The sequence below is a fragment of the Allobranchiibius huperziae genome (assembly GCF_013410455.1).
Lineage (GTDB): Bacteria > Actinomycetota > Actinomycetes > Actinomycetales > Dermatophilaceae > Allobranchiibius > Allobranchiibius huperziae.
In genome coordinates this window covers 2,171,040-2,197,129 of record NZ_JACCFW010000001.1, presented here as the reverse complement: position 1 = coordinate 2,197,129, position 26,090 = coordinate 2,171,040, and the positions used below count along the sequence as shown (strand labels likewise).

General features: G+C 69.9%; 24 protein-coding genes. 7 read left to right on the top strand and 17 right to left on the bottom strand.

Annotation, left to right across the window (positions count from 1 at the left end):
* Nucleotides 1–3: 3 nt before the first annotated feature.
* Complete coding sequence (locus HNR15_RS10360; protein WP_179481483.1) at nucleotides 4–738, bottom strand: TetR/AcrR family transcriptional regulator; 735 nt, start codon at nucleotides 736–738, stop codon at nucleotides 4–6.
* 125 nt (nucleotides 739–863) lie between these two features.
* On the opposite strand from HNR15_RS10360, the gene HNR15_RS10355 reads away from it, so the two are divergent.
* Nucleotides 864–1,352 carry a VOC family protein gene (locus HNR15_RS10355; RefSeq protein ID WP_179481482.1) on the top strand — a complete coding sequence of 163 codons (489 nt, stop codon included), beginning with the start codon at nucleotides 864–866 and terminating at the stop codon, nucleotides 1,350–1,352.
* Nucleotides 1,353–1,411: 59 nt separating this feature from the next.
* On the opposite strand, the gene HNR15_RS10350 is transcribed toward HNR15_RS10355, so the two are convergent.
* Together HNR15_RS10350 and HNR15_RS10345 are read right to left on the bottom strand one after the other, a co-directional pair.
* Complete coding sequence (locus HNR15_RS10350) at nucleotides 1,412–1,675, bottom strand: DUF4031 domain-containing protein (RefSeq protein WP_179481481.1); 264 nt, start codon at nucleotides 1,673–1,675, stop codon at nucleotides 1,412–1,414.
* Between the two features lie 79 nt (nucleotides 1,676–1,754).
* Nucleotides 1,755–3,923, bottom strand: a complete 2,169-nt coding sequence (locus HNR15_RS10345) for an MMPL family transporter (protein WP_179481479.1) — start codon at nucleotides 3,921–3,923, stop codon at nucleotides 1,755–1,757.
* Between the two features lie 265 nt (nucleotides 3,924–4,188).
* On the opposite strand from HNR15_RS10345, the gene HNR15_RS10340 reads away from it, so the two are divergent.
* Nucleotides 4,189–4,893 carry a nitroreductase family protein gene (locus tag HNR15_RS10340; protein ID WP_246305914.1) on the top strand — a complete coding sequence of 235 codons (705 nt, stop codon included), beginning with the start codon at nucleotides 4,189–4,191 and terminating at the stop codon, nucleotides 4,891–4,893.
* Nucleotides 4,894–5,044: 151 nt separating this feature from the next.
* On the opposite strand, the gene HNR15_RS10335 is transcribed toward HNR15_RS10340, so the two are convergent.
* From HNR15_RS10335 to glnA, 3 genes are all read right to left on the bottom strand, one after another.
* A complete protein-coding gene (locus tag HNR15_RS10335) occupies nucleotides 5,045–5,863 on the bottom strand; it encodes a glycoside hydrolase family 16 protein (RefSeq protein WP_179481477.1) in 819 nt (272 codons plus the stop codon).
* A complete protein-coding gene (locus HNR15_RS18620) occupies nucleotides 5,860–5,982 on the bottom strand; it encodes a hypothetical protein (RefSeq protein ID WP_281373884.1) in 123 nt (40 codons plus the stop codon). Before HNR15_RS18620 ends, HNR15_RS10335 begins: the two co-directional genes overlap by 4 nt.
* Nucleotides 5,983–6,802: 820 nt before the next feature.
* On the bottom strand, nucleotides 6,803–8,227 hold the full coding sequence (gene glnA, locus HNR15_RS10330) for a type I glutamate--ammonia ligase (protein ID WP_179481475.1): 1,425 nt from the start codon (nucleotides 8,225–8,227) through the stop codon (nucleotides 6,803–6,805).
* A gap of 172 nt (nucleotides 8,228–8,399) precedes the next feature.
* On the opposite strand from glnA, the gene HNR15_RS10325 reads away from it, so the two are divergent.
* A complete protein-coding gene (locus HNR15_RS10325) occupies nucleotides 8,400–8,849 on the top strand; it encodes an RDD family protein (RefSeq protein ID WP_343048506.1) in 450 nt (149 codons plus the stop codon).
* Nucleotides 8,850–9,111: 262 nt separating this feature from the next.
* Here HNR15_RS10325 and HNR15_RS10320 read toward each other — a convergent pair whose 3' ends face one another.
* Nucleotides 9,112–9,900 carry a DUF4191 domain-containing protein gene (locus HNR15_RS10320; protein ID WP_179481471.1) on the bottom strand — a complete coding sequence of 263 codons (789 nt, stop codon included), beginning with the start codon at nucleotides 9,898–9,900 and terminating at the stop codon, nucleotides 9,112–9,114.
* A 5-nt stretch (nucleotides 9,901–9,905) separates the two neighbouring features.
* A complete protein-coding gene (gene lipA / locus HNR15_RS10315) occupies nucleotides 9,906–10,931 on the bottom strand; it encodes a lipoyl synthase (RefSeq protein ID WP_179481469.1) in 1,026 nt (341 codons plus the stop codon).
* Nucleotides 10,932–11,104: 173 nt separating this feature from the next.
* Between lipA and HNR15_RS10310 the strand changes: the two genes are divergently transcribed.
* On the top strand, nucleotides 11,105–11,683 hold the full coding sequence (locus tag HNR15_RS10310; RefSeq protein WP_179481467.1) for a cysteine hydrolase family protein: 579 nt from the start codon (nucleotides 11,105–11,107) through the stop codon (nucleotides 11,681–11,683).
* Between the two features lie 13 nt (nucleotides 11,684–11,696).
* Here HNR15_RS10310 and lipB read toward each other — a convergent pair whose 3' ends face one another.
* Nucleotides 11,697–12,326 carry a lipoyl(octanoyl) transferase LipB gene (gene lipB / locus HNR15_RS10305; protein WP_179481465.1) on the bottom strand — a complete coding sequence of 210 codons (630 nt, stop codon included), beginning with the start codon at nucleotides 12,324–12,326 and terminating at the stop codon, nucleotides 11,697–11,699.
* Nucleotides 12,327–12,418: 92 nt separating this feature from the next.
* On the opposite strand from lipB, the gene HNR15_RS10300 reads away from it, so the two are divergent.
* Entirely contained in the window at nucleotides 12,419–13,561 is a 1,143-nt protein-coding gene (locus HNR15_RS10300; protein ID WP_179481463.1) for a citrate/2-methylcitrate synthase, read from the top strand.
* Nucleotides 13,562–13,567: 6 nt separating this feature from the next.
* Here the strand turns inward: HNR15_RS10300 and HNR15_RS10295 are convergent, their stop codons facing one another.
* On the bottom strand, nucleotides 13,568–14,740 hold the full coding sequence (locus HNR15_RS10295; protein ID WP_179481461.1) for a citrate/2-methylcitrate synthase: 1,173 nt from the start codon (nucleotides 14,738–14,740) through the stop codon (nucleotides 13,568–13,570).
* 89 nt (nucleotides 14,741–14,829) lie between these two features.
* Between HNR15_RS10295 and HNR15_RS10290 the strand changes: the two genes are divergently transcribed.
* Nucleotides 14,830–16,413: a serine/threonine-protein kinase gene (locus tag HNR15_RS10290; protein ID WP_179481459.1), complete on the top strand. Its 1,584-nt coding sequence runs from the start codon at nucleotides 14,830–14,832 to the stop codon at nucleotides 16,411–16,413.
* Between the two features lie 18 nt (nucleotides 16,414–16,431).
* Here HNR15_RS10290 and HNR15_RS10285 read toward each other — a convergent pair whose 3' ends face one another.
* From HNR15_RS10285 to HNR15_RS10255, 7 genes are all read right to left on the bottom strand, one after another.
* Entirely contained in the window at nucleotides 16,432–17,244 is an 813-nt protein-coding gene (locus HNR15_RS10285; RefSeq protein WP_179481457.1) for an ABC transporter permease, read from the bottom strand.
* Nucleotides 17,244–18,044 carry an ABC transporter permease gene (locus HNR15_RS10280; protein WP_179481455.1) on the bottom strand — a complete coding sequence of 267 codons (801 nt, stop codon included), beginning with the start codon at nucleotides 18,042–18,044 and terminating at the stop codon, nucleotides 17,244–17,246. The genes HNR15_RS10285 and HNR15_RS10280 overlap by 1 nt, the downstream gene beginning before the upstream one ends.
* Nucleotides 18,044–18,958, bottom strand: a complete 915-nt coding sequence (locus HNR15_RS10275; RefSeq protein ID WP_179483713.1) for an ABC transporter ATP-binding protein — start codon at nucleotides 18,956–18,958, stop codon at nucleotides 18,044–18,046. Before HNR15_RS10275 ends, HNR15_RS10280 begins: the two co-directional genes overlap by 1 nt.
* A gap of 75 nt (nucleotides 18,959–19,033) precedes the next feature.
* On the bottom strand, nucleotides 19,034–19,948 hold the full coding sequence (locus HNR15_RS10270) for a TIGR01777 family oxidoreductase (protein ID WP_179481453.1): 915 nt from the start codon (nucleotides 19,946–19,948) through the stop codon (nucleotides 19,034–19,036).
* 7 nt (nucleotides 19,949–19,955) lie between these two features.
* Entirely contained in the window at nucleotides 19,956–21,800 is a 1,845-nt protein-coding gene (sucB, locus tag HNR15_RS10265) for a 2-oxoglutarate dehydrogenase, E2 component, dihydrolipoamide succinyltransferase (RefSeq protein ID WP_179481451.1), read from the bottom strand.
* 44 nt (nucleotides 21,801–21,844) lie between these two features.
* On the bottom strand, nucleotides 21,845–23,242 hold the full coding sequence (gene lpdA / locus HNR15_RS10260) for a dihydrolipoyl dehydrogenase (RefSeq protein WP_179481448.1): 1,398 nt from the start codon (nucleotides 23,240–23,242) through the stop codon (nucleotides 21,845–21,847).
* Between the two features lie 66 nt (nucleotides 23,243–23,308).
* Complete coding sequence (locus HNR15_RS10255) at nucleotides 23,309–24,802, bottom strand: leucyl aminopeptidase (RefSeq protein ID WP_179481446.1); 1,494 nt, start codon at nucleotides 24,800–24,802, stop codon at nucleotides 23,309–23,311.
* A gap of 99 nt (nucleotides 24,803–24,901) precedes the next feature.
* Here HNR15_RS10255 and gcvT point away from each other — a divergent pair, with 99 nt between their 5' ends.
* Nucleotides 24,902–26,050 (top strand): glycine cleavage system aminomethyltransferase GcvT, encoded by a 1,149-nt coding sequence (gene gcvT, locus HNR15_RS10250; protein WP_179481444.1) that lies wholly within the window; start codon nucleotides 24,902–24,904, stop codon nucleotides 26,048–26,050.
* Nucleotides 26,051–26,090: the final 40 nt, after the last annotated feature.

Sequence of the window (26,090 nt, the reverse complement as noted above, 5' to 3'; positions counted from 1 at the left end):
GGGTCAGCCTCGGGACCGCTTCGCCCCCGCCCCGGTGACGGGCTTCGTCGTGCTCGGCTCGCTCGGATCGCCACCCACCACGCCGTCGATCGCGGCGTCCACGACGTACTCGGCCAACTGCTGCACGGCGGCCCGGTCCTGCGCGTGCAGAGGTCCGCGGGTCGCCAGGTCGGACAGACCGTGCACGGCCGACCAGCACGCCCATTCGGCGTTCGCCCGGCGCGCAGCGGTCAGCACCCCGACCTCGACCAGCTCATCGAGCGCGGACATGAGCAGCACGAGAGGGTGCTGCACCTGGTCGGTGGGCGAGGCGTAGTGGGTCGCGACGTCCGAGGTCGCGTCGGACGGTCCCGGCGTCTGGAAGGCCAGTTGGAACAAGCCCGGCTCGGCCAGCGCGAAGTCGATGTACCCCAGACCCACCGCGCGGAGATGTCCGCGCGCTCGGCGGGCGGGATCTGTGTCGGCTCCGTGGTCGTCCATCCGGGCCTGCATGGCTCGGCCGGCCTGATGCAACGCCTGGTCGGCCACGGCGGACACGAGGGCGGCGCGGTCGGCGAAGTGTCGGTACGCGGCGCTCGGGCTGACGCCGGCGACGCGGGTGGCCTCGCGCAGGCCGAGGGCTGCAGGGCCTCCAGCGCGGACGAGCTCCAGCCCCGCCGTGACCAGGGCGGCTGCCAGGTCACCGTGGTGGTAGCGGCCATGAGCGGATGACCCCTTCCCCGCGGTGCCGTCGGTCATCTTGTCCCCTCCATCCGTCATGTGTACGGTGTGAACTTTCGTAAGTGCACGCCGTACACATTATGGCGGCGTATGCCGGTCGAGCCTGCACCGCCTGTCGATCACGAACCGGGAGAGGACCCCTGATGAGCACCGAACTGACCACCTTCCTCTGGTTCCCGGGCAATGCCTCGGAAGCCGCTCGGTTCTACGCCACCGTCTTCCCCGACGTGCGGATCGAGCGTCAGGACGAATATCCCCAGGCGGCGGCCGATGCCGGCGCCGGAACGGCCGGGGAGGTCATGACGGTGAGTTTCACCATCGGCGGGCAGCGTTTCGTCGGCCTGAACGGCGGTCCGCAGTTCCCCTTCACCGAGGCCGTCTCGTTCCAGATCGCGTGCGCCGACCAGGCCGAGACCGATCGCTACTGGGACGCGCTGACCGCCGACGGTGGTGAGGAGAGCCAGTGCGGGTGGTGCAAGGACCGCTTCGGCGTCTCGTGGCAGGTCACTCCCACGCGTCTGACGGAGCTGGTCTCCGACCCGGACAAGGACCGCGCCGGTCGGGCGATGAAGGCGATGTTCACGATGCGCAAGATCGACATCGCCGAGATCGAACGGGCAGCCGCCGGCTGACCTGTTTAGGACATGCACAGCGGGGCACATCTGCCCCGCTGTGCAGGGCGAAATCGAGGTCAGCGTTCGCGCTGGTGCAGCCGCAGGCCGCTGGCGAGGAGCCGGCGGATCAGGTCGCGCCCGGCCACCTCCTGCGCGCCCGCGGCGACGATCGCCTCGTAGCGCTCCTGCGGCACGTCGTAGTGGTCGCCATCGAAGAGCCGCTCGGGAAGCCCTGCCGCAACGGCGAACTCGCGCAACTCGTCGTACGACGTGTCACTCACCAGATGTGACCACAACCGTCCGTAGGCCGGCCAGGTCGGCGGGTCGATCAACACGGTCACTCTCGCAAACTACCCCTTCCGAGGACGCGGCCGGACGAGCCCGTCACGGTCTCGCCCCCGCGTCGGCGGCGCGGAGACTTCAGCGGGACGTGGCGATCTCCCGACCGGTCTCATCGAACTCCCGTGGACCGGCGTGCGTCTCGTTGCGCAGGGGTGACGGCTCGACGAAGAGCACCTTCGCGAGGCCGCCCGGCAGCCACCAGTTGTACTTGCCGAACAGGCTGACCAGGGCGGGCACCAGCAGCGCGCGCACGATGGTCGCGTCGATGAGGATGCCGACGCCGAGCGCGGTGCCGAGCACCTTGATGTCGGTGCCGGGCGACGAGGCGAGCGCTGCGAAGGCGAAGAAGAGGATCAACGCGGCCGAGGTGACGAGCCTCCCGGTGCGCCCGAGGCCGACCGTCACGGCGGCGCTCGTGCTGCCGGTGGCGTCGTACTCCTCGCGCATGCGGGCCAGGATGAACACCTCGTAGTCCATCGACAGGCCGAACAGGAACGCGAAGATGATGATCGGCAGCCAGAACGTGATGGCGCCGGTGCCGGCGATGTTGAAGACCGTGCCGGAGCCGTGGCCCTCCTGCCAGAAGAAGGTCACCGCGCCGAAGACAGCCGACAGGGAGACCAGGTTCATCACCACGGCCTTGATCGGCAGCAGTACCGAGCGGAACTGGCGCATCAGCAGCACGAACGTCACCAGGGCGATGAGGCCGAGCACGTAGGGGAACTTGTCGTAGACGGCGTTGAAGTAGTCGTCGACGACCGCGCCCTGACCCGCGACGAGCACATCGCCGTCGACGGCCTTCTCGACGGCGGTGCGCACGCGATGCACCACCTGGACGCCGGAGCTGTCGACGGTCTCCTTCTTCGGCAGGACGTCCACGACCGCCATCCGGCCGTCGCTGGTCCTGTTGCCCGTCGCGAGCTGGACGCCGTCGACCTTGCCCGCCGCCGCGATCGCCTTGTCACGCTGGTCGGCGGGGACCAGGACGGTGATCGGGGTCAGCACGCCGCCGCCGACTCCGTCGTCGCGCAGGGTGCCTAGCGTCTGGACGGCGGGCCCGGTCTTGCCGAGCGAGGCGATGTTGGACTGGCCGATCTTCAGCCCGAAGACCGGAGTGATGAGCAGCGCGAGCAGCACGACCCCGGCGGCGACGGCGACGACCCGGCGCTTCACGATCAGGCGCGCCCACGCCGTCCACCCGCGGGACGCGCGGCCCTCGTGCCGGATGCGCGGCCAGTCCACGCGTGGTCCGATCTTGGACAGCATCGCCGGTAGCAGGGTGAGCACGACGGCCACGCTCACCAGGGGGATGAGCATGCCGCCGAAGCCCATCGAGCGCAGGAACGGCACCGGGACCACGACGAGGGCGACCAGGCTGATCGCCACCGTCGCCCCGGATGCCAGCACCGCGTGCCCGGCGGTGCGCACCGCGGTGAGGATCGCCTCGTCGTTCGACTGACCGTGGGCGCGTTCCTCACGCCATCGCGACACCAGGAGCAGGGAGTAGTCGATGGCGATGCCGAGGCCCACGAGAGAGATCAGGAACTCCACGACGAAGCTGACGTCACTGAACGTCGTGAGCAGCAGCACGAGCAGGAACGTCGTCAGGATCGACACCGCCGCGATGATCAACGGCATCAGTGCGAGGAACGACGCGAAGACGAAGAGCAGCACAGCGAGCGCGCCCAGGGCACCCAACAGTGTCTCGACGAGGACGCTCGGGCCGCCGCTCTGGTCGGTGCCTGCCGAGAGCAACTGGTACGACGTGGTGCCCGACTCGAACCCGGCCCGCTTGGCCGCGATGTTGAGCGCTTTGCCGAATTCCACGCCGGAGCTGACCGCGAAACTCGTCGGTGGAGTGGCCTGGACGAGCGCGAAGGTCGTCCGGCCGCCGTTCACGATGAACTTCTGGTCACCGGTGCTGGCGTAGTCCACGACGCGGGTGCGGGGGACCGCCGACACGCGCGTGGCGGAGCCGAAGACCTGCGCGATCTTGGCCGACTGCTGCTGCACCGTCTGTCCCTGCGGCACGGTGACGGTGAGCACCGTGGTGTCGAAGCTGCTCACGCCGTACTGCTTGATCAGCGCCTTCTCGGCGGTGTCGCCGGGCTGACCGGGCAGGGAGAAGTCGGTCGTGAGTCGACCGGGGACGACTCCGGCCGCCGCGGCGCCGCCGATGAATGCCGCCAGCCAGAAGAGGGCGACGATCAGGCGGTGGTGAATGACCCAGCGGGCTAGGGCGTCCATGAGATCTCCCGGGTGACGGCGCGATGAATCTCGAGGTGGCGGGCACGTGCGGCAACGGGGCAAGTTTCCTGCATCGCACCCGATCTTGCACAGAGATTTCGACCGCGACGAGCGGCCTCCCGCCGGCAGCGGTTCCGGGTCGAGCGGTCGGACAGCTGCATTGCTCGGGTCTCCACATCGGGATCGGTGTGCGCTGAAGAGCTGATTGGACCATCACCCACCGACACCCTCAGCGCAACAGAGCAGGACCCGGGAGGATGAGCGCATGATCGACGACTCGAATGTGGGAAATGACGGCCACCGAAGCGACGCGATGAGCGGCATGGGGCAGGCACCGCTGGATCCGTTCGAGCTGCTGACGACGACCCGCGCGGTGCGCAAGCGTCTCGATCTCACCCGGCCGGTGCCCCTGGAGCTGATCAAGGAGTGCCTGACGATCGCGCTCCAGGGTCCCTCCGGCTCCAATCGCCAGCATTGGCAGTGGATCCTCGTCACGGACCCGGCTCAGAAGGCCGCCATCGGCGACCTCTATTGGCGGGCTGTGCAGGACTATGCCGCGTCCGAGGGGTTCGCCGGCAACCTCGCCGCGGATGACGCCGACCGGTCCCGCGTCCAGCAACGGGTCGGTGACAGCGTGCTTCACCTGGGCAAGGTGATGCGCGATGTGCCCGCGATGCTCATCCCGTGCATCGACACGGGTGGACCGCTGCCGGACGGCAACCAGGCGGGCATCTGGGGCTCGGTGCTGCCTGCGGCATGGAGCTTCATGCTCGCCGCCCGCGCCCGCGGATTGGGCACCGCGTGGACCACGTTGCATCTGGAGTACGAGCGGGAGGCCGCCCAGATCCTCGAGCTGCCCAACGGCGTGCACCAGGCTCTGCTCACGCCGATCGCCTATTTCACGGGTACGACCTTCAAGCCGGCGCCTCGCCAGCCCATCGACGAGGTCCTGCACATCGACTGCTGGTGAGACGACGGCCGACTGCCCGGACGATCGCACCGGGGCGAACGTCGATGACCAGGCCGGGGTAAGGCGCGCGTCGAGCGACGCGTCGAGCATGACGAAAGCGCCCACGCCGGTGAGGTGCCAGCGTGAGGCGCGTTCGTCCTTGCGGGTCAGGTCAGTTGTTGTACGCCCATTCCTTCACGTAGGCGAGCTGCACGGTGCCGGTGGACCCATTGGCCGGGGTGCCGTTCCACGCCTTGTTCGTCTGCAGCAGGAACCGCATGATCTGGGTGGGTGCGAGGTGGCCGGCTGCGGTGTCGTCGTACTCCAGGTAGCGCCGGTCGATCCACACCGACTGCCCGCCGGGCCACCAGTTGATCTGGAAGGTGTGCCAGTTGCTCATCTGCTGGTGCTGCCTGGCGGTGAAGCCTTGCTGTCCTGCCGCACCGTTGTAGTGATAGGTGCCGCCGACGGTTGTACCGGGTGTTTCGAAGCCTTCGGTGGCGTCCATCTCGTACACCCAGTTGTCGTCGGACGGCCACTCGAAGGCGGCGAACGAGTGTCCTGCCGCGCCCGTTGCGCGTAGCCGGTATTCGATGCGTCCATAGCGCCGGGAGCCGACCTTGTTGTCGGTGGCGATCGGGAGGACGGAGCCGCCCCATTCGGTGCCCTGGGTGCCGAGCGCCCTGATCGTGAGCACACCGTTCGCGACGGACATGGTGCGCTCGGGGTGGTAGTACCCCTGCGCCGGCGTGCCCCAACCGGACGGGTAGGTCGTCATCGTCGAGGCATAGGGGTTGGACGAGGGGAGGTCGCCGGAGTTGTCGGTGGGGTTCCACCGTGACCCGGCGGGCACGTTGCCGCGGTTGAACTCCAGGTTGGCTACCAGTCTCCGGTAGTGGTTGGTCGTGGTGGCCGCGTGCGCTGGGAGCGTGACGGCGGTTGCAGTGCTCAGGGTGAGGGCTACTGAGACGGCGACGATGCGACGTTTCATAGCTCCTCCTTCGAGGTGAGGATGAGGATGCGGTCAGCGGTGAACATGCCCATCGCGGCGGAGGCGACGGCGGTGACCCACTCCTTGAGGGTGGGTGGTCGGTCAGTCCTGCGCGACACCGTCTTGTGAGTCTCACGACCCTGGACCCAGGCGGCAGCGACAGTGAGGCCGCCGGCGTCTGCGAACCCGGCCGCAGGGTCGGGCGCTGGGATATCAGGGACGTGTAGGACCGGCCGATCTGGTTGGCCATGGGGATCGGTTTGGCTGCGGCGACGCAGATGGACCCGTACCCGGCCTCAGCATCGGCAATCACGAATTCATCTGTGAATGGCCGCAATACGCGCAGAACGCATCCACCGGGGCCCAGTAGGCAGTGTTCATGCGCCGGGCGGTGGACGCGGTCGGGTAGGCCTTCTGCAGGGTGCTCAGGGCTCGGCACCGTCACTTCGTGACCTTCGACACAGTTTCGCGAGACTTCTGAGCTCAGTCGGCCTCGCTGCGCGTGTTGCGGCCCCGACGGGCACACAAGCCAGGCGCTGCGCCCGCACGCTCGATGCGTACGGGCGCATGTGGCCGAACGCAGACGAGTCCTCACGACCCGCCGTACGCAGTGCGCCGGCAGCTCGTGAGGACTCGTGTCTGTCTGGGGCGGTGAACGCCTTGGGCGTATCAGATGGCTGTTCTTTCTACGGCATCTGATCCGTCGCTCCGCTCGAAGCGCGTGGCCGCCTCGCTTTGTACTGGTTCGTGCCCGGTCAGATGGCTGTTCTTTCTACGGCATCTGCTCCGTCGTTCTGCTCGGGGCGGCGTGTGCCCGCCTCGCTTTGTACTGGTTCGTGCCCGGTCAGATGGCTGTTCTTTCTACGACATCTGATCCGTCGCTCCGGGAAAGGCGGAACCTTCGCTGCGCTCCGGTCCCACCTTTCCCTGCGCGACTACTCAGATGTCGTAGTACATCTCGAACTCGTGCGGGTGCGGGCGGAAGCGGATCGGGTCCACCTCGTTGGTCCGCTTGTAATCGATCCACGTCTCGACCAGGTCCTCGGTGAAGACGCCGCCCTCGGTCAGGTAGTCGTGGTCGGCCTCGAGCGCGTCCAGCACGGCCGGCAGCGAACCCGGCACCTGGCCGATGTTCTCCAGCTCTTCCGGGGGCAGCTCGTAGAGGTCCTTGTCGACCGGCTCCGGCGGCTCGATGCGGTTCTTGATGCCGTCCAGGCCGGCCATCAGCTGCGCCGCGAAGCACAGGTAGGGGTTCGCCGACGGGTCGGGGATCCGGAACTCGATGCGCTTGGCCTTCGGCGAGGTGCCCGCGATCGGGATGCGGATACACGCCGAGCGGTTGCGCGCGGAGTAGACCAGGTTGACCGGCGCCTCGTAGCCCGGCACCAGACGGTGGTAGGAGTTCATCGTCGGGTTCGTGAACGCCAGCAGCGACGGTGCGTGCTTCAGCAACCCACCGACGTACCAACGGGCGATGTCGGACAGGCCGCCGTACCCGTTCTCGTCGAAGAACAGCGCCTCACCGTCCTTCCACAACGACTGGTGGGTGTGCATGCCCGAGCCGTTGTCGCCGAAGAGCGGCTTCGGCATGAAGGTGACGGTCTTGCCGGCGTTGTACGCGGTGTTCTTCACGATGTACTTGAACTTCATCATGTCGTCGCCGGCGCCGAGCAGCGTGGAGAACTGGTAGTTGATCTCCTGCTGACCGGCGGTGCCCACCTCGTGGTGCGCCCGCTCGACCTTCAGGTCCACGCCCTCGAGCCCCGCGACGATGTCGTCGCGCAGGTCGGCGAAGTGGTCGACCGGAGGCACCGGAAAGTAGCCGCCCTTGTAGCGCGGCTTGTAGCCCTGGTTGCCGCCCTCTTCGGCGCGTCCGGTGTTCCAGGCTCCCTCGATCGAGTCGATGAAGTAGTAGCCGGCGTTCTGCTTGGTCTCGAAGCGGACGTCGTCGAAGATGTAGAACTCCGCCTCAGCGCCGAAGTACGCCGTGTCGGCGATCCCGGTCGACTTCAGGTAGGCCTCCGCCTTGGCCGCGATGTTGCGCGGGTCGCGGCTGTAGCGCTCGTCGGTGAACGGGTCGACGATCGAGAAGTTCATGACCAGCGTCTTGTGCTTGCGGAACGGGTCCACGAACGCCGACCGGGGGTCGGGGATCAGCTTCATGTCCGACTCGTGGATGGCCTGGAACCCGCGGATCGACGAGCCGTCGAACATCGCGCCCTCGGTGAACGAGTCCTCGCTGATGGTCGAGGCGGGCACGTTGAAGTGCTGCATCACACCGGGGAGGTCGCAGAAGCGCACATCGACGAACTTGACGTCTTCGTCCTTGATGAACTTCAGGACCTCATCGCTGGTGTTGAACATGAAACCTCCATGGCTTTGGAAAAATGGCCGCGCGCCGTCAGCTGGCAGACCCACGCGCGGTGCGTCGAACCTAGCGGACCGCGATTACCCGCCCATGACTGAAGCGTTTCGCCGGTGTTACACGCTGGGATGCCGGTCTCAGGACCCGGACCGTGGTCATTACGCTGACCGGGTGGCATCCCCCCAGTCCTCACCGTCCACGGAGCCCGCCGCCGACACCGGGTGGCCGGGCAAGCGCTTCGGGTGTGCCGAGTCGGGCGTCACCTCCGTGGCTCGTCTCGGGCCGCGCGTCCTCGCCCTCATTATCGACTGGGCGCTGTGCAGCGTGATCGCCGCCGGATTGCTCGGCTACCGCTGGGGAGGGTCGGGCAGTTCCGGTTTCGCGCCCCTGCTGGTCTTCGCGGTCGAGAACATCCTGCTCGTCGGGGTCGTGGGCTCGACGATCGGTCACTGGATCGTCGGCGTACGCGTCACCCGCCTCGACGGTGCGGTCGCCGGGCCGGTCGCCGCGATCATCCGCGCGGTGCTGCTCTGCGTGGTCATCCCGGCGCTCATCTTCGACACCGACCAGCGCGGGCTGCACGACAAGCTCGCGCGCACCATCCTGGTCCGTACGCGCTGAGGGTTGATCGCTCGTTTGGGCCCGCTCGGCCCGAAACGGACCAGTTCACATGGCGTAGGCGCTCGTTATGGCCCGCTCGGCTCCAAACGTTCCAGTTCACATGGCGTACGCGCTCGTTGTGGCCCGCTCGGCCCGAAGCGTCGCCCACGTCAGCGGCTGGTCATACGAGCAGCGGCTGTTCTTTCTGCGGCCGCTGCCTCCGCACTCCGCTTCGGCCGGATGACTCGCTGCGCTCGCCCTCCAACCTGCGCTACGCGCTCCGTCAGCGGCCGCGGGCCGACTTGCGGTCCGGCCGCGCCGCGCGCGGGTCCATGCCCTTGGGGATCGGGGGCTTCACGCCGCCGAGCGCCCGCAGCCGCTTGTTGACGGCCTGCACCTCGGCATCGGTGAGCTTCTTGGGCAGCTTGGTCATCGTGGCGGTCAGCTTGCTCACCGCCACGGCGTCGTCACCCTCACCGACGCGCATCGTGTGCACCGGCACCTCCGGTCCCGACACCCGCGAGACCCGCTTGCGCTCGGACTCCAGCAACTTCGTCGCGCCACCGCGCGGGCCTTCGCCGACGAGCACCACGCCGGCGCGACCGACGGCGCGGAAGACCATGGCGGCGTTCTGCATCTCGCTCATCTTGCGCGCCCGACCGGAGTCAGCGGCCACGGGCTCCTGCTCGTAGTACCAGCCTTTGCGCAGACCGCTCATCGCCGCGCTCGTCGCGCCGGGCTGCCCTTCGAGCTGTCCGTACGCCGCCTTCTGCGCCAACCGCCCGAAGAGCAGCATCGCCAGAATGACGCCGAGGAAGACACCGAGGATGCCCAGGTAGATCGGGTGCTGGATCGCGATACCGATCACCAGGAGCACGACGAACCCGAGCAGGAACGCACCGATCAGGTAGAGCGGGATCCGCGGGTTCTGCTTGCTCGCGAGCGTGTAGAGGGTCTTGATCTGTGCGATCCGCCCCGGCTCGCCCCCGTCGACCGCCGTCGCTCCGGAGGCCTCGTTCTTCTTCTTCCGGGAGAACCGGCTCTTCTTCGCGGGTGTGGGTGTCGCCGACATGGAGGTCAGGATACGTGCGGCAGGGCGCGCTCCACGAGCGACGCCGCCTCCTGGCGTGCGGGGGAGGACGCCGCGGCTGCCAGGTGCGCGAGGTTGGCCGGGAGCTCGCGTCCCGAGCGCTCCATCGCCTGGGCGTAGAGCCGCCCGGCGCGGTACGACGAACGCACCAGCGGCCCGCTCATGACGCCCTTGAACCCGAGCCCCTCGGCGACCTCGGACCAGTGCACGAACTCCTGCGGCTTCACCCACCGGTCCACGGGGTGGTGGCGCGGGGACGGGCGCAGGTACTGGGTGATGGTGATCAGGTCCGTGCCGGCCTCGTGCAGATCGCGCAGCGCCTGCTCGATCTCGTGGTCCTCCTCGCCCATCCCCAGGATGAGGTTGGACTTGGTGACCAGCCCGGCGTTCTTGCCCATCGTGATGACCGACAGCGACCGCTCGTACTTGAACGCCGGCCGGATGCGCTTGAAGATGCGCGGCACCGTCTCGACGTTGTGCGCGAAGACCTCGGGGGCCGCGTCGATCACGGCGCCGACCTGCTCGGGCACGGCGTTGAAGTCCGGGATCAGAATCTCCACGCCGGTGCCGGGGTTGTTCTCGTGCACCTGGCGGATCGTCTCGGCGTAGAGCCACGCGCCGCCGTCCTCCAGGTCGTCGCGCGCGACGCCGGTGATGGTCGCGTAGCGCAGACCCATCTGCTGCACGGAGTCGGCGACCCGACGCGGCTCGTCACGGTCCAGGTCGCTCGGGCGGCCGGTGTCGATCTGGCAGAAGTCGCAGCGGCGGGTGCACTGCTCGCCACCGATGAGGAAGGTCGCCTCGCGGTCCTCCCAGCACTCGAAGATATTGGGGCACCCGGCTTCCTGGCAGACCGTGTGCAGGCCGCCGGTCTTCACCAGGTTGTGCAGCGAGGTGTACGCCGGGCCCATCTTGGCCGTCGTACGGATCCATTCCGGTTTGCGCTCGATCGGGGTCTCGCTGTTGCGCGCCTCGACGCGCAACATGCGCCGTCCCTCCGGTGCCACGGTCACGGTCTCGCTGCTCCCTTGCCTTCGACGTCGGGCATCTCGCCCAGCTCTGCCCTCTGGCGCAACCGCCGTGGGAGAGGCTTTGTTCCAGGGTACGCGGGCGCCGCGGGCCGATCGCCGTTGCCGTCGAGCGCAGCCCAGTCTGGCGGGGCGCCGTCGCTGCCTAGGCTCAGGGGATGAGTAACGCGGTGCAGGGCGTACCGAGCATCGACGCGCGTACGGCACTCGTGATCGTCGACGTGCAGCGCGGTTTCGACGACGCGGGCTGCTGGGGACCGCGCGACAACCCGCTGTGCGAGAAGCACGTCGCGGCCCTGCTGGGACGGTGGCGGGAGGACGGGCGCCCGGTCGTGTTCGTCCGGCACGACTCGCTCGACCCCCGCTCGCCGCTGCGCCCCGGTCAGCCGGGCCACGCGTTCAAGGACGTCATCACGGGTGAGCCGGACCTGCTGGTCGCGACGTCGGTCAACTCCAGCTTTCACGGCACGCCCGACCTGCACGCGTGGCTGCAGCAGGAGGGCATCTCCTCGATCGTGATCTGCGGGATCACCACCAACCACTGCTGCGAGACGACCGCGAGGGTCGGCGGCAACCTCGGCTACGACGTGCGCTTCGTCATCGACGCCACGCACACCTTCGACCGGGTGGGTCCGGACGGCGCCGAGTACACCGCCGCCGAGCTGTCTCGGGTCACGGCGGCGAACCTGCACGGGGAGTTCGCGACCGTCGTGAAGACCGCCGACCTGCTCGGGTGAGTGCGGCGGCTGCTCAGCCCAGGATGTCCGGGAGCCGCTTCTGTACGAAGGGCAGCACCTCGCGCACGGGGACGTCGCGGCCCAGCTCCTGGCTGAGCGAGGTGACGCCGGCGTCGGGGATCCCGCACGGGACGATCGTGTTGGACCAGGACAGGTCGCAGTCGCAGTTGAGCGCGAACCCGTGCATGGTCACGTCGCGGCTGACCCGGATGCCGATCGCGCCGACCTTGCGCTCGGGCCTGCCGTCCGATGCGGCGAACCACACCCCGCTGCGACCTTCGACGCGCTGAGCGGCCAGGCCGAGGTCAGCGCAGACGTCGATCATCAGCTGTTCGAGTCGGCGCACGTGCCCCACGACGTCGATCGGGTTGGGCAGTCGCACGATCGGATAGCCGACGAGCTGTCCCGGGCCGTGCCAGGTGATCTTCCCGCCGCGGTCCACGTCGATCACCGGCGTGCCGTCGAACGGACGCTCGTGCGGCTCGGTGCGTTTCCCGGCGGTGTAGACGGCCGCGTGCTCCAAGAGGAGCACGGTGTCCTCCTGCTCACCGGCGACGACGCGGGCGTGCACCTCGCGTTGGGTGTCCCAGGCGGCCTGGTAATCGACGAGATCGGGGGCGAAGCCGAGCTGCTCGATGCGCATCGTTCGAGCGTACGCCGGGACCTTCCGTACTCCCGCGTCACATTGACACGATCAACATTGGCGCGGCGTCGCGGCCCGGTGAAGCTGGCGCCATGACACAGACCGCTGACCCCGCACCCCTGATCGCGCCTCCGGGTCTGGCCGGCGTGGTCGTCGCCGACACCGCCCTCGGAGACGTCCGCGGCGCCGAGGGCTTCTTCCACTACCGGCAGTACGACGCCACCGGTCTCGCCCGCGACCACAGCGTGGAGGACGTCTGGCACCTGCTGCTGCGCGGCGATCTGCCGGACCCCGAGACCGTTCGCGCATGGCGTGGGGAGATCGCCGAGCATCTGCTCGCGACGGATCGCTACGCCGAGCAGCTCACCGCTGTCCTGCGTGCCGCGCCGACGCGAGCACCGTTGTCCTCGTTGCGGACTGCTATCTCGGCGTACGGCGTCCTCACAGGTGACGAGCCGCTGTGGGACCTGGACGACGCGGCGCGGGAACAGGCGGCGCTGCGGACCGCTGCCGCGGTCCCGTGGCTGGTCGCGGCGGCGTACGCCGTCGGACGCGGTGAGCAGCCCCGCCCGGCACGCGCCGAGCTGGGGTACGTCGGCAACTACCTCTGGATGGTCACGGGCGGCACACCGGACGAGCGCGCCGTGCGGGCGCTCAGCCGGTATCTGTGTCTGACGGTCGACCACGGGTTCAACGCCTCGACGTTCACCGCGCGGGTCGTCGCCTCGACCGGCGCCGACCTCACGGCGTGCGTCGTCGCGGCCATCGGCGCACTGTCCGGGCCGTTGCACGGCGGTGCGCCGAGTCGCGCCCTCGATGCGCTCGACCAGATCGGCACGGTCGAGAACGCTGCACCCTGGGCGCGCGCGCGGCTGGCCGCGGGGCAGCGGGTGATGGGCTTCGGCCACGCGGTCTACCGGGGTCTGGACCCCCGCTCGGAGCTGTTGCGGGAGACCGCGACCGAGCTCGGCGGCGACACCGCTGAGCTCGCGGTGCGGGTCGAGAAGGAGGTCGTGCGGGTGCTCGACGAGGCCAAGCCGGATCGCCCGCTGCGCGCGAACGTGGAGTACTACGCCGGCGTGGTGATGCAGGAGTGCGGCATCCCTCGTGAGCTCTTCACACCCACGTTCGCGTGCAGCCGGGTCATCGGGTGGACCGCGCACATCCTGGAGCAGGCGAGGGGCCGCAAGATCTTCCGGCCGAGCTCGCGATACGTGGGACCGCCTGTGCAGTAACGGTTCTCAGTCACCGGTGTAGATCGCGCGCGGGCGGAACCGCAGCGGGTGGCCGTGCTCCTCGATCCCGTGCGCGATGAAGCCGGCGATCCTGGCCACGGAGAAGATGGTCTCCCCGGCGCCGTGCGGCAGGTCGTGGCCGACGGCGAGCGCCGCCAACGCGAGGTCGACGTTGGGGTAGCCGCCGCCGCGCCGGTGCACCTCGAGGCGCAGCGCATCGGCGGCTGCCACCACCTTCGGCGCGGTCTCCTCCAGCAGCCCCAGCAAGGTCTCCGCACGCGGGTCGATCCCGCGGTAGACGGCGTGCCCGAAACCCGGTGGTGACCCCTCGTATTCGTCGAGCGCGGCCGAGGCGCCGTCGTCGATGCTGCATCGGAGCAGATGCTCCGCGCCCACTGAGGCGCTTCCGTGTCGCGGGCCGCCCAGCGCCGACAACCCCGCCAGCACCACCAGGTACGGCGGCGCGCCGGTGCCCGCGGCGGTGCGGGCCGCCAGCGTCGAGGTGGCGAGTTCGTGGTCGGCCAGCAGCACCAGGGCGGCGTTCAGAAGCGTCGTTTCCGCAGCGTCGACAGGGCGACCCAGCAGCCCGTGGCCCAAACGTCCCGCCAGCGTGCCCTGAGTGGTGTGGTCGGGCGTCCCGACGGACGCCACCGCGGCGAGCAGCGCCGCATGACCGGCCCTGGCGAATCGGGTCGTGTCGGTGGCGACCTGGTCTCCCCGCGTCCCGTCGTGCAGCAGGTGCACCGCCATCCGCACGCGGTCCGCGCCGGTGGCCTCCGGTCCGCACAGCCGGCGTGCCTGCGATGCCGCGCCGTCGGTCGACGGCGTCGGGGCCCAGTCGAACTCGGGACACTCCCAGAGCAGCTCGACCACCCGCTCGTACGCCGTGTCCGTCGCGAGCTGCGTCGCGTCGGCGCCGCGATACAGCAGCACTCCTTCGGGGATGAGGGAGGTGATCCGGGTGTCGATGGTGAGCTCGAACCGGCCGGCCACGGCACGCCGGTGCCGCTCGGCGAGGGCGAGGACCTCCGACCGCCGAAAGCGGGACCCGTCGTGCCGCGACCCGACGAGGTCGGCCCGGGTGAGGACGCCACGGCTCACGTACGCGTACACGGTGCGCACCTGCACGCCCAACAGCTCCGCGGCGACCGAGGTGCTGATCAGATCGGCGTCGTCCACGAGAGGCACGCTAGTTCCCTCACGAACGGGGGTGGGGGCTGTGGACAAGTTCTGCGGGCCGCGCCCCGCGGATGGCACGGTCAGGTGCCATGGACGCGCGACCGCAAATGCCGGGGTACGAGGTGCTGCATCCGCTCGGTGCCGGCGGGTCGGGCCAGGTGTGGGCGGTCCGCCGTTCGGACGGCGTGCGGCTCGCAGCGAAGGTGCTCGGCGCCGACGAGGGTGACGTCCTGCAGCACGAGGCGTCCCTGCTCCAGGCCCTGCGCCACGAGCACGTCGTGCGGCTGCACGAGGTCGTTACCCTCGACGACGGGGGACAGGCGCTCGTGATGCAACTGGCGGAGGGCGGGTCGCTGGCCGAGAGTCTGCGCACCCGCGACCACCTGACTCCGGGCGAACTGGTCACGGTGCTGTGCCCGGTGGCCCGCGCCCTGCACGATCTGCACAGCATGGGCCTGGTCCACGGCGACCTCAGCCCGGGCAACCTCCTCTTCACCCAGGAGGGCAAGCCGTTGATCGCCGACCTGGGCTTCTCCCAGCTGGCCGGGCACGACGGCCTCCCCTTGTGGGTCACCAAGAGCTGGGCCGCGCCAGAGGTCCTGGCGGGCCAGGAGGTCACCCCCGCGAGCGACGCGTACTCCTTGGGCGCGATCGCATGGACCGCACTCGTCGGCACCGCACCCGAGCCCGCCGCGCTGCGCCCCGACCTGGCTGATCTCGCCCCGCAGCTCGCGCCGGAGCTGCGCGACTTGGTGCTTTCCTGCCTGTCGCACACCCCATCTGCACGTCCGACCCCGGAGGACTTCGCGGTGGCGCTCTGGGCGATGGCACCCGCCGAGCCCGCGCCGGTGCAGGGGTCGGCAGGGCGGCGTACGGCGCCGCAGGGATCGGGGGACGATCCCGGAGTGCAGCTCACCCGCCGCATCCGTGAGGACGCCGGCCGGGAGGGCAGGAGCCCGAATCACGAGGGGGGTGAGCCGGCGGCGAGACCGTGGGAGGGCATCGGGCGGCACAGCGCGAGTGCGGAGGGCGGCGCATGGTGGCGGCGCCCGGTCGTGGTGCATACGGCGGGTGCGGCGGCGTTCGTCGGACTGGTCGCCGGCGGCCTGATGCTGGTGGGGGACGGCACGCCCGCCGGTGCCGACCACGCAACGCGGACGTCGTCTCGCAGCCTGGCCGGCGCCCCCCGCACCCGTGCGGCCCCGGTGGCCACCCCGACCCGCTCGGCGCCCAGCACGTCGCGCCCGCTCCACCCGACGTCTCCGTTCTCCACGACTGCATCGCCCCGGCAACGCTTGTCGCGCTCGCCGCTGGGCGTGCTCCAGCTGCTCGTCAGCGCCCGGGCGCATGCGTGGGTCACCGGGGATGCGGGTGATCTGCGGTCGGCGGTGCAGGTCGGTTCAACGGCATACCGATCCGACAGCGCGGACCTGAGCACCGCCCGCGCGGGCGGAATGCACTACTCGCGGCTGGATTTTCGGGTCCGTAGTGCGCGGACCGTCTCGACGACGGGAGGCACCACGCAGGTGCAGGCGGTGATCGACCGGTCGGCGTACACCGTGTCAGGGCCGGACGGCACCCGCACCCTGCCCGCGACGGCGGGGGAGCGCGCCGACGTCTCGCTCGTCTGGACCTCCGACGGGTGGCGGATCACCGCATGGACAGCGTTGTGATCGCGCCCGTCGGCGCGGTCAGGTGAGCAGCAGCACCGACAGTCGTCGGCTGACGATGCGGGTGCCGATGACGCCGAGCACCAGCAGGTAGACCACCGAGACCATCGATCCGATGCCCACCTGCCCGGTGGTGAGCTCGCGGCAGAGCACGACCCCGCGGTAGAGCGGGGTGCACTGCACGACCCACTGCAGCCACTCGGGGAAGGCCGAGACCGGGAAGAAGGTCGCCGAGAAGAGGAAGAGCGGCAACGTGCCGAGCGTGATGAATTCGAAGTCCTGCCAGCTGCGCATCCAGGTGGTGAGCGCCATCCCGATCCCGCCGAAACCGAACCCGATCAGCAGGGCCGCCGGCAGCGCCAGGACAGCCCACCAGCTGTGCACGAGTCCGAGGGCGAGCATCACGAGCAGGAACGCCGCGGAGTAGATGCCGCCGCGTAACAGGGCCCAGGTGATCTCGCCGCGGGCGACGTCGCTCGTCGTACGCGGCGTGGACAGGACCTGGTCGTAGAGCTTCTGGTACTTCAACTTGAAGAACACGTTGAAGGTGGTGTCGAAGATGGCTCCGTTCATGGCCGACGCCGCGAGCATGCCCGGCGCCACGAAGTCCGCGTACGGCACCGAGCGACCGCCGACATCGAAACCGTGCACCAGCTTGCCGACGCCGATCCCGATGGAGAGCAGGTAGAGCACCGGCTCGAGGAAGCCGGTCAGGAAGATGATCCAGCCGCGCCGGTAGACCAGGTAGTTGCGGTAGAGCAGCACGCCCGTCGCGGCAGCGCGGGACAGCTCGCGACCGCGGTCACGGGTGATCGGTGCGGACAGGATCGCCATCAGAAGATCAACCGCCGGGTGAGCGCCCGCACGCTGAGCCAGACGCCGACCGCGGCGAGCACCACGAGATAGGCCAGGTGCGTGGCCACGGGACCGGGCTCGCTCGTCCCCAGCGCGAACATCCGGGTCAGTGACACCCCCTGCCACAAGGGGCTGACACGGGCGATGGCCTCCAGCGGCGCGGGGAGGTTGGACAGCGGGAAGAAGGCACCCGAGAAGAGGGTCAGCGGGATCATCAGGAGCCGGAAGATCAGGGTGAATCCCATCTCGTTGCGCAGGGCCGCCGCGTACGCGTAGATGGGCGCGGCGAAGGCGAGGCCGAGCAGCAACTGCACCAGCACCACGCCGCAGGCGCCGAGCACCGAGTGGAAAACACCGAACGGTGCGAGCACCAGGGTGAAGACCACCGCGGTGAGCGCCAGCCGTAGGACGGCGAAACCGAGGTGCGCCACGACCAGGTCGACGACCCGGAGCGGTGTGGCGGCCATCGAGAAGTAGGTCTTGTGCCACTTGAGCATGGTCATCACCGGGAAGGTGACCTCGCCGATCGCCACCTGCATCGACTGCGCGGCAAGCATCCCCGGGACCACGAACTGCAGGTAGCTGTGCGCGCCCTCGGGCCGCTGGGGGTCCGCGTGCACGAAACCGCCGAGCAGCACCCCCATGGCCACCACGTAGAGCAGCGGATTGAGGAAGCTGGTCACCACGCTGCCCCGCCAGGTGCGGCGGTAGAGCGTGAACCAGTAGTCCGCCAGCCGCCACGCCTGGAAGGGGCTCGGCCGGTCCGTCGTGGCGCTCATCAGTCGACCAGGCTGCGGCCGGTGAGCCGCAGGAAGACGTCTTCGAGCGTGGAACGCCGCACCAGGACGGCGGTCGGCGTGAGCCCGCGCTCGCCGACCTTGGCGAGAGTCTCCTCACCGTGCTGGGTGTAGAGGAGCAGCCGGTCGGGCAGCACCTCGACCCGGTCGGCAAGATCGCGCACCCGGTCTGCCATGTCCTCGTGCTCACCGACGCCGAAGCGCAGCTCGGCGACCTCCCGCGTGGAGTGCTCGGCGATCAACCGTAACGGCGACCCCTCGGCCACGATCTCACCCTTGTCCATCACCACGAGCCGGTCGCACAGCTGCTCGGCCTCGTCCATGTAGTGCGTGGTCAGCACCAGGGTGACGCCCTGCTGTTTGAGGCGGAACAGCTTGTCCCACAACAAGTGCCGGGCCTGCGGGTCGAGGCCGGTGGTGGGCTCGTCGAGGAGCAGCAACTCCGGGTCGTTGATCAGCGACCGGGCGATGGTCAGCCGACGCTTCATCCCTCCGGACAGATTGTCGACCTTCGCCTGCGCCCGCTCGGTCAGCTGCGCGAATTCCAGCAGCTCGTCGGCTCGGGAGCGGACGGCCGCGCGCGAGAGGCCGAAGTAGCGGCCGTAGACGATCAGGTTGTCGCGCACGCTGAGGTCGTTGTCGAGGGTGTCCTCCTGCGGACAGATGCCGATCCGGCCGCGGATCTGCGAGCCGTGCGTGGCAGGGTCCATCGACAGGATCCGCAACTCGCCCGAGGTGACCGGGGACACCGCGGCGATCATCCGCATCGTGGAGGACTTGCCGGCGCCGTTGGGCCCGAGGAAGCCGAACGACTCACCGCGGTGGATCTGCACGTCGATGCCCCGCACCGCCTCGAACGACCCGAAGCTCTTGCGCAGCGAACGGGCCTGGATCATCGAGTCGTCCGCTCGCGTGGGCACCCGGCGAACCTACCTACCGCGGCCGACAGGGTGCGGGAAGACGTGCCGGGATCAGCGAGCGAGCCACTCCGCGACCTCGCCCAGCTCTCCGTGGTACCAGACGAAGCCGCTGTCCTGCAGCGCCTTCGGCTGCATCCGCAGACTGGTCATGATCTCCGATGCCAGCTCGCCGAGCACTGCCCGCAGCGCGAACGACGGGGCCGGCAGCACCGCGGGCCGGTGCAGGGCGCGTCCCAGCGCGTGCATGAAGTCGGCCTGCCGAGCGGGGGAGGGACTGCTCATGTTGACCGGCCCGGTGATCTCGGGATGGTCGATGAGGTGCACGATCGCGCGGACCTGGTCCTCCAACGAGATCCACGACCACCACTGGCGCCCGGAGCCGAGCGGGCCGCCGAGCCCGAGCTTGGCCAGCCGCAGCACCTGCTCCATCGACCCGCCCTTCTGGTCCAGCACCAGGCTGGTGCGCAGGAAGCACACCGGGTGGCCGGCGGCAGCCGCAGGTGCCGTGGCCGCTTCCCACACCTGGGTCACGCCGGCGAGGAAGGAGTCGCCGGGCGCACCGGACTCGTCGACCACGTCGTCGCCCCGCTCGCCGTAATAGGACATCCCGGACGCGCTGACGAGACGCACCGGAGCCTCGAGCGAGGCGAGCACGTGAGCCAGGGTCGCGGTCGAGGAGACCCGCGACTCGGTGATGGTGCGCTTGTACGCCGCCGTCCACCGATGGTCGCCGATGCCGGCGCCGGCGAGGTTGACCGCCGCGGTCACCCCACGCAGGTCGGCCGGGTCCAGCTCGGCCTTCGCCGGGTCCCACTGCACCTCGTCCGACGCGCCGGGTGCGTGCCGCACCACCTTCACGACCTCGTCGCCGCGGGCGGTGAGGTGCTCGATCAGAGCAGTGCCGATCATCCCGGAGGATCCGGTGATCGCGACCCGTTGCACCACCCGGGCGTCCGACTGCGTCATGACGGGATCAGACCTCGAACGCGCCCTCTTCCAGGCGCTCCTTGACGGTGCCGAGGAAGCGGGCGGCGTCGGCGCCGTCCACGATCCGGTGGTCGTAGGAGAGCGCCAGGTAGACCATCGAGCGGATCGCGATGGTCTCGCCGCCGTCCGCGTCGCTCAGCACGACCGCGCGCTTGACGACCGAGCCGGTGCCGAGGATCGCGACCTGCGGCTGGTTGATGATCGGGGTGTCGAAGAGCGCGCCCCGGCTGCCGGTGTTGGTCAGCGTGAAGGTGCCGCCGCCCAGCTCGTCGGGGGTCACCTTGTTGTCCCGGGTACGCGCGGCCAGGTCGCCGATCTTGCGCGCCAGACCGGCGATGTTGAGGTCGCCGGCGTTCTGGATGACCGGGACGAACAGCCCCTTCTCGGTGTCGACGGCGATCCCCAGGTTCTCGCTGGAGTGATAGACGATCGAGTCGTCCTCGACGCTGGCGTTGAGCACCGGGTGGGTCTTGAGCGCCTCCACCGCGGCGAGCGCGAAGAACGGCAGGAAGCTGAGCTTGACGCCCTCCCGCTCGGCGAAGCCGGCCTTCGCGCGGTCGCGCAGACGGGCGATCCGGGTGACGTCGACCTCGACGACCGTGGTGAGCTGCGCCGAGACCTGCAGCGACTCGACCATCCGGGTCGCGATGAGCCGGCGCATCCGGGTCATCTTCTCGGTGGTGCCGCGCTTGGCGGACACGTCGATCGACGGCGCTGCCGGGGTGCTCGCGGCTGCAGGTGCGGCGGGTGCTTCCGGTGTGGCGGGCGCCTTCGCCGCCTCGGCGGCCTCGAGCACGTCCTGCTTGCGGATGCGCCCGCCGATCCCGGTGCCCTTGACCGAGGCCAGGTCGACATCGTGCTGGGTCGCGAGCTTGCGGACCAGGGGGGTCACGTACGCCGAGGAACCGCCGTCGCCCTCGGAAGACGCCGATGGCTGCGCGGCGGGCGCCGCGGAGGGCTCCGGCTTCTGGGGGGCAGGCTCGGACTCGGGGGCGGGCTCGGCCTTCTTCTCGGGCTCGGGGGCGGGCGCCTCGTCCTTCTGCTCTGCCTGCGGCTCGGACTTGGTCGTCTCGGTGTCCTTGGTGGGAGCCGGCACCGAAGACCCGGTCGACGCAGCCGGGGAAGACGACGCGGCGTCGCCACCGGAGGGCGCGCCCCCGATGACGGCGAGCTTCGCGCCGACCTCGACGGTCTCGTCCTCCTGGACCAGGATCTTGGTCAGCGTGCCCGCGGCCGGGGAGGGGACCTCGGTGTCGACCTTGTCGGTCGAGACCTCCAGCAGCGGCTCGTCCATGGCGACCTCGTCGCCCTCGGCCTTGAGCCACCGGGTGATGGTGCCCTCGGTGACGGACTCGCCGAGCGCGGGCATGGTCACGGTCTCGCCCTCGCCGGAACCACCAGCGCCGCCTGCGTCGTTCGATGCCTGTGCCGGGGCCGCCTGGGCGGGGGCCTCGTCCTCGGTGTTCTTCTCGTCCGGCTCCGCGGCGGCCGACGGTTCGGCGGGAGCAGGCTCCTCGGACTGGGCGGGCTCCTCGGATCGGGCGGGCTCCGATGATGCCGCGTCGGACCCGCTGCCGGCGGAGTCGCCGCCCGCACCCTCGCCCACCACGGCCAGGTCGGCGCCGACCTCGACGGTCTCGTCCTCCTGCACCAGGATCTCCTGCAGCGTGCCGGCCACCGGCGACGGGATCTCGGTGTCGACCTTGTCGGTCGAGACCTCCAGCAGCGGCTCGTCGACCGCGACCTCCTCGCCCACCTGCTTCAGCCACCGGGTCACGGTGCCTTCGGTGACGGACTCTCCGAGTGCGGGCATGGTCACGCGTTCAGACATGGCCGACATTCTCCTTCATGTTCAGGCGGTGTGGTGGGCGGGTCTCAGGAGTGGGCGTGCAGCGGTTTCCCGGCGAGCGCGAGGTGCGCCTCGCCGAGCGCTTCGTTCTGGGTGGGGTGGGCGTGCACGAGCGGTGCGACGTCGTCGGGCAGCGCTTCCCAGCCGACGATCAACTGGGCCTCCCCGGCCTGCTCGCTCATCCGGGCGCCGATCATGTGCACGCCGACGACGGGCCCGTCGGTGCGGCGTACGAGCTTGACGAAGCCCTGGGTCTGCAGGATCTGGCTCTTGCCGTTGCCGCCGAGGTTGTACTCGTACGTCGACACGTCGTCGCCGTACTCCTCGCGGGCGCGCGCCTCGGTCATCCCGACCGCCGTGATCTCCGGCTCGCAGTAGGTCACCCGGGGGATGGTCTGCTCGTCGACGGGGGCCGGCGCGAGTCCGGCGATGTCCTCGGCCACGAAGATGCCCTGGGCGAAGCCGCGGTGCGCGAGCTGCAGCCCGGGCACGATGTCGCCGACCGCGTAGACGCCGGGGATGCCGGTGCGGCACCGCTCGTCGGTGGGCACGAAGCCGCGCTCGAGGGTGACGCCGGCCTCCTCGTATCCCAGGTCCGCGGTGACCGGGCCGCGGCCGACGGCGACCAGCAGCAGGTCGGCGTCGATGGTGTCGCCGGACTCCAGGGTGATCGTCACGGCGTCCGCACCGTCGGTCGCCGACGCGAAGCGGGCGCCGGTGCGCACGGTGATCTTGCGCTTCTTGAACGCGCGCTCCAGCGCCTTGGAGACGGCCTCGTCCTCACTGGCCACCAGACGGGGCAGCGCCTCGACGACGGTCACCTCGGCGCCGAACGACTTGTATACGGAGGCGAACTCGACACCGATGACGCCGCCGCCGAGCACGACGACGCGCTCGGGGACGTGATCGAGGGTGAGGGCCTGGGCGCTGGTCGCGATGCGGCCGCCGACCTCGAGACCGGGCAGCAGCCGCGGTGTCGAACCCGTCGCGAGCACCACGTGCCGGCCGGTGAGCACCCGATCACCGACGGTGACCGTGGTGGGGGAGCTCAGCCGACCGGTGCCCTCGACGTACTCCACCTTGTGCGCGGAGATCAGGCCCTGCAGACCCTTGTAGAGCCGGGAGATGACCCCGTCCTTGTAGGAGTGCACCCCCGGCATGTCGATGCCGTCGAGCGAGGCCTTCACCCCGAACTTCGCGCTCTCGCGTGCGGCGTCCGCGACCTCGGCCGCGTGCAGCAGTGCCTTGGTGGGGATGCATCCCTGGTGCAGGCAGGTGCCGCCGAGCTTGCCCTGCTCCACCAGCGCGACGCTCAGACCGAGCTCGGTGGCGCGCAGCGCGCAGGCGTAGCCGCCGCTGCCACCGCCCAGCACGACGATGTCGAAGGTGTCGGTCTGGTCGGTCCCGGGGTCCGCGGACGTCATACGGGTCAACGCTCCTTTGCGTCAGTGATGTCAGGTCGGCAGCTTGTCAGCCGCCGGGTGGTGCGGTCAGGCCCGGCCCTCGGCCAGCGTGACGAGCGTGCGCACGGCGTACCCGGTGCCGCCGAACGGCGTGTAACCGTAAGGCTTCTCGTTGTACGCCGGTCCGGCGATGTCCATGTGCGCCCACGGCAGCTGCGACCCGTCGGCACCGTTGCCGACGAACTCGCGCAGGAAGAGCGCGGCACTGATGAGACCGCCGGGGCGCGCACCGGTGTGCTTGACGTCGGCGATCTTGGAGTCGAGTCCGGCGCGCAGGTGCTCCAGCAGCGGCATCGGCCATGCGGCCTCGCCCGCCCGTCCCGCGGCGTCGACGATCTCCTCGCGCACGGCGTCCTCGTTGCTGACCACGGCAGCGGTCTGGTCGCCCAGGGCCACGACGGCCGCGCCGGTGAGGGTCGCGACGTCGATGGTCAGATCGGGGGTGAGCCGCGAGGCGAGGCTCAGGCCGTCGGCCATCACGAGGCGGCCCTCGGCGTCGGTGTTGATGATCTCCACGGTCTTGCCGTTGGGCATCCGCACGACGTCGCCGGGTCGCTGCGCGTCGGCGCCGGTGAGGTTCTCGGCCAGGCAGAGGTAACCGGTCACGGCAACGGGCAGGCCGAGCGCGGCGACGGCCTCGATGGTCGCGGCGACGGCAGCGGCACCGCCCATGTCGCTCTTCATGGTGAGCATGCCGTCGGCGGGCTTGATGCAGAGGCCGCCTGAATCGAAGGTGATGCCCTTGCCGACCAGTGCCAGGTGGGCTGAGGCCTTGCGGGGCTTGTAGGTGAGGGTGACCAGGCGCGGCGGGCGGGCCGAGCCGCGACCGACGCCGATCAGACCGCCGCACTCGTCCTTGACGAGCTGCGCCTCCTCGGCGACCTCGACCTTCACCTTGGTGCCCGAGAACCGCTCGCGCACCGCCTGGGCGAACGACTCGGGGTAGAGGTCGAGCGGGGGCATGTTGACCAGGTCGCGCGCCCAGTTCTGCGCGGCGGCCACCGTCTGGGCGCGGGCGATCAGGGCCTTCGCGTCCTTGCCGGTCGGGCTGCTCGCGTGCACCCGCAGGGTGGCGACCGGAGCCTTGACGTCGCCGGTCTTGTAGGCGGTGTACGCGTACGCACCGAAGAGACCGCCCTCGACCGATGCGGTCAGCAGGGCGGGATCCTCGGTGGGGAGTGCCAGATAGGCGGAGGGAGTGCCCCTGAACTTCGTGACGGCGGCGCCCGCGGCGCGGCGTACGGTCTCGGCGTCCGTCGCGGTGGGCTCACCCGACAGCCCGGATCCGGTCGCCACCACCAGGTCGCCCGCACCGGGCACCCCGGTGAACTTCAGCACCTCGTCGGCCGCGCCGGTCGCCTGGACCGCGGTCAGCAGCGTGTCCAGGTGCGCCCAGCCGGCGTCGGTCAGGGCGGGGGTGCGCACTGCGACCGCCCCCTTCGCGCCCTTGCGGGTCAGCACGACCGTCACGTCGGCTCCGTCGGGAGCGGTCTTGGCGGTCAGGGAAACGGTGGTCGTCACGTGTGTCGTCCTCGTTCTCGTCGTCGGTGGTGCTTGTGTTGTTTTGGGCGGTGAATGCCTCTCGCGACTGTACGCGCGGCTCACAGCTACCGTGACGCCATGACCTCGCTGCCCCCCGACGCCACCGCCCTGCCCGTCGCCGACGCACCCGCCCGGACCTCACCGCTCGACGAACGCCACCGCGCCCTCGGCGCGAAGATGGCCGACTTCGGCGGTTGGCAGATGCCGATCGAGTACGCCGGCGGCGGAGTGCTGCGCGAGCACACCGCCGTCCGCGAGCGCGTCGGCATCTTCGACGTCAGTCACCTTGGCAAGGCCTCGGTCCGCGGGCCGGGCGCCGCCGACTTCGTCAACCGGTGCTTCACCAACGACCTGCGCAAGATCGCCCCGCCCAAGGCGCAGTACACGATGTGCTGCGACGAGGCGACGGGCGGCGTGGTCGACGACCTCATCCAGTACTTCACCAGCGAGGACGAGATCTTCCTGGTCCCCAACGCGGCCAACACCGCCGAGGTCGTGCGCCGCCTGCAGGCCGCCGCACCCGAGGGCATCGAGGTGCGCGACCAGCACGAGGACTACGGGATCGTCGCGGTGCAGGGTCCGCGCAGCGCCGAGGTGCTGCAGCGGCTCGGGCTGCCGACCGACATGGACTACATGTCGTTCACCAGCGCCGCCACGAGCTGGCAGGGCCGCGACATCATCGTGCTGCGCTCGGGATACACCGGCGAGAAGGGTTTCGAGCTGGTGCCGCGCTGGGACGACACCCCGGCCCTGTGGGACGCGCTGATGGACGCGATCCGCGACCTGGACGGACTGCCCTGCGGCCTCGGGGCGCGCGACACGCTGCGCACCGAGATGGGCTACCCGCTGCACGGCAGCGACCTGTCGATGCGGATCACCCCCAACATGGCGCGCGCGGGCTGGGCCGTCGGGTGGAACAAGGAGCAGTTCTGGGGCAAGGACGTGCTCGCGAAGCAGCGGGCCGAGAAGTCCTGCCGGCTCGCCTGGGGCCTGCTGGCCACCGGTCGCGGCATCCCCCGTGCGCACTGTGCCGTGACGCGCGAGGACGGCACCGTCGTCGGCGAGGTCACGTCGGGGACCATGTCGCCCACGCTCAAGCAGGGCATCGCCCTGGCACTGCTCGACCGCGGCATCACCGCCGGTGACGAGCTCGTGGTCGACGTGCGCGGGCGGGCGTTGCCGGTGACGGTGGTCAAGCCGCCGTTCGTGCAGGTGCAGCCGAGCTGAGCCGACGCACGCTGACGGCGTTCGCGTCCGTTGACGGCGT